Raw genomic sequence first — 5411 nt, forward strand, 5'->3', positions numbered from 1 at the left:
TTGTCCTATAAGCAGGGGTAAAGTTGGGTGAATAACCACACAGATGCTATGGTACAGGATTTTTAAGAGCAGTTCGTTAATCTGAGCCGTTTTCATGATATTATTTCCTCAGTTAATATCCTGACCAAACCACTTTTTCCATCCACTTCTATCAAATCACCATCTTTCAGAGCATCTACAATTCCCTGTACATTAACAACGCAGGGAGTTCCATATTCACGGGCTACGATAGATGCATGGGACAGCACTCCTCCCATCTCTGTTACTACCGCTTTTGCAATAGGGAACAGATTTGACCACATGGGGTCTGTGGTCGGAGCCACAAGGATTTCCCCTGCCTTGAATCTTCCAAATTCTTCAGGGGAATGAATGATTCTTGCTCTCCCCTGCACTATGCCTGAACTTGCAGAGTAACCTGTAAACACTTTTTTAAGTTTTCTGACATTTTCTTTTACCATTTCAGGCTTGAACTCCCCAACGAAAACATCAGGAACATGGTATCTTGAATTTCTTTCTCTTTCTGATTTCCTTTCATCCACGACCTTTTTAAAATCACCCTTTTCTCCACTTAAAAGTTTTTTGACTTCAGGTATCAGCAGAAAAAATATGTCATGCTGTTCTTCCAGAATTCCCTTTTCAGCAAACCTCCTGCCTATCTCAAGGTAATGTCTTCTTAAAAGCGTGAAAGTCATTGCATAATGATATCTGTTTTCCTCTCTTAAAGCCATGAAATGTATGTAACTATCAAGATGGTTTTTGAATAGTTTCTTTTTGAAATAAGATAATCCGTTGTGTTTTAATATATTTTCTGTAGCATCTTCCCTTATTTTCTTCTGGCGATTTATGACATCCTGTGGATGTATCATTCCTGCCTTAACATAGTCCTTAATAATTTTCAATATAGATGTTGGATTTTCATAATATCGTGGGTTTTCAACACATCCTTCGTATAACCCTCTATGACCGAATTTGTGTAAGAATTCGGTCAACATCTGTTTGAATTTAGTATCTGATATTTTATCATAATCTTCTTCTAACAAAGATTCTAAACCATTATCCTTCACATATCCAGCAAGCCGCATTAGTTCAAGATTTTGGTTAGCAGATATTATATTATCTGTGCCTGTTACCAATTGATTGATAATATCATCCGGGTTTTCAACATTAAGACTTTTTAGCAATTTCCTCAGTTCACGATATGAGTAGGTTGCAAACCCACCAACAATCAATGTCAGGTCATTTTTTATTACTAATTCATCAATCGAATCAAGGTACTCAATAGCTTCTTTATCAGTGATGCTTCTTAAATCTCTATTGAAATCTGTCCTGTATCTATCACTTATTGCTTTAAAAGAATTCTTTGATACTTTGTCGATATTACTTAGTAATATGAATGATTTAATATAGGTAAATATCATTTTTATTTGCCCAAAGAATGATAGTTTATCAAGCTTTTCTATGGGCTGAAATCCCCCCATTGTCATTTTTATAATTTCAGGGTCGGTACCATAATCATTCGTCATTTTCATCATAATATTCACATTAAAATAAGGTCTCCCATAGAAAGCCTTGATAAGTTCAATATCTTCGGGAAGAACATAACCCATCCTTTTATATTGCTCTACAAAAAGTATCTTATTAGCTTTCATAAAAAACGATTGTGTTAGAGGATATGGGAGTTCAGATATGACCTCTTTCAAATTCATCCTCGACCATGTTATTTCCTTACTCATGTTTTTCCCACCAACGTTCAGGTATTTCTTAGATATTATTATTACCCCGTTATACCTATTATCATTAGATGAATTTCTTCTGTAGCTATTAAAGGTTGTCCTTGTCCGCTTCACGTGAAGTTGGGGCGCTATCGGTTATTGCATCACGATTGTTCTCATGCTCTTGCTTTTTAAACAAAATATTGACTTTTTAAACAGAAAAGAACTTATTTAACAAACCCACTCAAACCATAAACCATATATTGCTTGAACCTGTATTACAAACGAAAATAAGTCAAAATGCGGCTGTGGTCCAGCGGCTATGACAGGGGCTTCCCATCGACCGATCTTATGGCGGGAAACAGCCTCTAACCCGGGTTCGAATCCCGGCAGCCGCATACGAGGAAGTGAGAAAATTACAGCAATCAAATTAAAAGAGTTTCTTTATGAGATTAACACCGAAAAAAAAATATCCGATTTAATACTTTTTTTAGCGAGCAGGCGAGTGAAATAAAAAAGGGATTTTTCTTTCGACCAAAGGAAACGCAGAATGCTGAAAGTACCATTAATATCTACGGTGAAGAGCAGATGGCTCTGGATAAATGGGCAGACGATGTTTTAGTTAATAGTTTAAGAAAATCAAGATTAGTGAGATTTATAGCTACCGAAGAACAGCCAAATATAATCGAGGTTGATAAACCTGAAAATGAATTTGGTGTTGTCATCGATCCTCTCGATGGCTCTTCCTTGATTGATGTGAACCTGACAGTAGGTACAATCATCGGAATTTATCCGGGCAATGTCCTGGAAAAAGGCGCCAACATGATCGCAGCGATGTACATTCTTTACGGTCCCTTGACTACGCTTACTTTAACAACCGGAAACGGTGTACATGAATTTTTAATGGATGAAAAAGGAGCATTTAATCTGAAAGAAAAAGATATTAAAATTCCAGACGGCAAAATATACGCACCCGGTGCCCTCCGAAAAGATTACCTGCCACAGCACGCTAAATTCATAGAAACCCTTGAGAAAGATGGTTATAAGTTGCGCTTCAGTGGTTCTTTTGTTGCAGATGTACACCAGATTCTCCACAAAGGCGGAGTGTTCACTTACCCGGGATTCAAAGATAAAGAAAAGGGTAAGTTGCGCCTGTTATTTGAAGCTAATCCCATGGGAAAGATAATATCCGAAGCGGGTGGAGCGATAAGCAATGGGAAGACCGATATTTTATCCATCAAGCCTCAGTCCATCGATGTCAGGACGCCGATTTATGCGGGCGGGAAGAAAGAGATTGAACTTATTGAAAAGCTGATGACGGGATAAGATTAATGTAATAAAGCGTTATATTTAATTACATAAGCGAATATGCATTAAAAGAGGACAAACACTGAATTAAAAGAGGGATATAACCATGACTTTCATTCAAACCTTAATGAATTCCAAAAAACATATCGATGAAGTTGATTTAGATATTAGCGTCGCTGACAATGTGGCTGTGCGACCAAGGCTTGAAAGGATGCGATTTCTGGAAGCCGGAGTTGAAGCTAACCTTTATCGCATGCTTTATTCTCATGGTCCAGGAAACGGAACAGCCCTGTTCATGCCCTTTGATCAGAAAAGCTCAGAGCATGGTCCTGGACATGAATTTTTATGGGAAAGAGACGATGCAACCGCTGAGGAGATTAATCTGAAAGGAAAAGGCTCAGCAGACATACGTGCAATAGCAGAATTAGTTAACAGCGGCAATTTTTCTGGCTATGTCCTGCACCCTGGTAATATCAGGCAATCAAAACACTTATTCAGACCGGATATACCATTGATATACAAAATCGATGGGCACATAACGCAGCCGTTAAGCGCCGGAATAATGTCAACAGCAGGCACTATAGAGGACGCACTAAAATACGGAGCATCTGCGATCGGCTTGACCATTTACCCGGGTGGCGAGCACATTAAAGCCGATCTGGAGAGAGCTGCAGAAATCATCAGAGAGGCCCATAAAGTCGGTTTGGTAGCCGTGGTATGGGCTTATGCACGTGGCCCGGGGCTTGATGAAAAAATTCAATTGAAGGATAAAAATGGCGAGTTTCAGGGTATGACACAGGCGGATAGCCTGTACTGGACACATTATGCGGTTTCAATAGCATCTGGTTTGTTGGGGGCAGACTTAATAAAAACCAAGTATCCCTTAAAGATAAAACCTGACAACCGAAGGGCATATGATGCATACATAGACAGTCTGGCAAAAAAGAATTCAAGTATGATTGCATACAAATACCTTGAACCGAAGGATGCTGAGACAGCATTGACAATGGAGCAGGAATCGTTAAGAGCAAGCCTCGTTGTTCAAGCTGCTCCCTATTCCATTGTTATTTTTTCAGGGGGTCCAAAACTGCCAGGGAATCCAACAGAAACTCTGAAAAAACAGACAGAAATCCTGATGAAAGCTGGGGCTGAAGGAGCCATTTATGGTAGAAACATCTGGGGGCTTCCGGTGAAGGAGGGGCTCGAAACGGCTCGTGCAGTCAATGATGTTATTAGCATGCCAGAATTTCATAGAAAGTTGACAGAGCCCAGGTTTACAGGATATTAAGAAAGACACTGTTTATAAAATTCCACTCCCCTTTTCTGCTGGAACAATCAAGGAGACGTGGTTAATCAGGTCTCCGTCAGGTCCGGATGCACGCTTGCACGACCGCCCACGTCTGCTTTAATCAGACTCACTGTTACTTTCATTCACTCCTATTTCTTGCCCCTGTATCAATTGACCTTAAAGTTACATTAAATATCAATGTCTTGCCAGCAAGCTCAGGATTTCGGTCAAGTATCACGGATGTTTCATTGAAATGTACTCTTACCACTTCGAACATATTTTGAACAGTGGTATCTGGGATGGCGTTATGTCTCAGGGTGATATTCTCGTTATTTACATCGACCACAGTGCTGTTCCATGCAGCGCCTTGAAGCTGGATAATTTCATTCTTTTTAACATCAGGTTTTGTTGTAACATTCTTATCATCTATTTTTACAATAGTTTCGTTCCAGGGTGCTCCTAAAAACCAGATCTTGTATCCAACTGTCTGATTTAATAGCAATGACACATTCGATGCAATATTCTGGACCGTAAAATTAATATTCGTCTGTGGATATACGACAGTATCACCGATTTTAGGCTCCTGACCGAATGTTCTGTTGAACTGATTAGCTGGAATTTCAATAATCTTCGAGTAATTTCTTATTGCCGGTATGTCCTGTATTATGGGGATGGCATGGATTAGACTGGGATCAATATCGCCATATCCCTTTTCAGGCGGTATCTCTAGAGTTTTCGTATCTCCTGCCTTCATACCAATTACACCCTCATCAATGCCTTTAATTGTATCATTTTTCCCGACTGTAAACGGGTATGGCTTATAGGATCTGTTTGAATTATAAATATTATTTTCTTTCGCAACACTTTCTATAGATGTATCGAAAACCTTTCCATCCTGAAGTTTTAAAATGTAATCAATGGAAACTGTATCCCCACTCTTTACGGTTTTTTGATCTACACAACCGCTGAATAATATAATAGCGGCTAAGAAAATAATTAATAATTTCTTCATAATATCACTCTGCATCTCATAGAGATGATAATGTATAAGTAAGTTACGATATTTGATTCAGGGTGTGTAGTCCCGAAACCTTTGGCTTTAT

The 5411-nt window shown here is 39.0% G+C and carries 4 protein-coding genes and 1 tRNA gene; 3 read left to right on the forward strand and 2 right to left on the reverse strand.

The features are described 5' to 3' along the window. Positions 1-92: 92 nt before the first annotated feature. Positions 93-1733 (reverse strand): PEP-utilizing enzyme, encoded by a 1641-nt coding sequence (locus MNV_RS05330; protein ID WP_096204329.1) that lies wholly within the window; start codon positions 1731-1733, stop codon positions 93-95. A gap of 281 nt (positions 1734-2014) precedes the next feature. On the opposite strand from MNV_RS05330, the gene MNV_RS05335 reads away from it, so the two are divergent. The 3 genes from MNV_RS05335 (at position 2015) to MNV_RS05345 (ending at position 4308) form a co-directional block, all read left to right on the forward strand. Next, positions 2015-2110, forward strand: a tRNA-Gly gene (locus MNV_RS05335). A 172-nt stretch (positions 2111-2282) separates the two neighbouring features. Continuing rightward, positions 2283-3038: a class 1 fructose-bisphosphatase gene (locus tag MNV_RS05340; RefSeq protein WP_256999955.1), complete on the forward strand. Its 756-nt coding sequence runs from the start codon at positions 2283-2285 to the stop codon at positions 3036-3038. Positions 3039-3147: 109 nt separating this feature from the next. Further along, positions 3148-4308: a class I fructose-bisphosphate aldolase gene (locus MNV_RS05345; RefSeq protein WP_179293817.1), complete on the forward strand. Its 1161-nt coding sequence runs from the start codon at positions 3148-3150 to the stop codon at positions 4306-4308. Between the two features lie 139 nt (positions 4309-4447). Here MNV_RS05345 and MNV_RS05350 read toward each other — a convergent pair whose 3' ends face one another. Then, a complete protein-coding gene (locus MNV_RS05350; RefSeq protein WP_096204331.1) occupies positions 4448-5320 on the reverse strand; it encodes an FKBP-type peptidyl-prolyl cis-trans isomerase in 873 nt (290 codons plus the stop codon). Positions 5321-5411: the final 91 nt, after the last annotated feature.

Origin of the sequence: Candidatus Methanoperedens nitratireducens, from assembly GCF_900196725.1 — an archaeon.
In the GTDB taxonomy this organism is placed as follows: domain Archaea; phylum Halobacteriota; class Methanosarcinia; order Methanosarcinales; family Methanoperedenaceae; genus Methanoperedens; species Methanoperedens nitroreducens_A.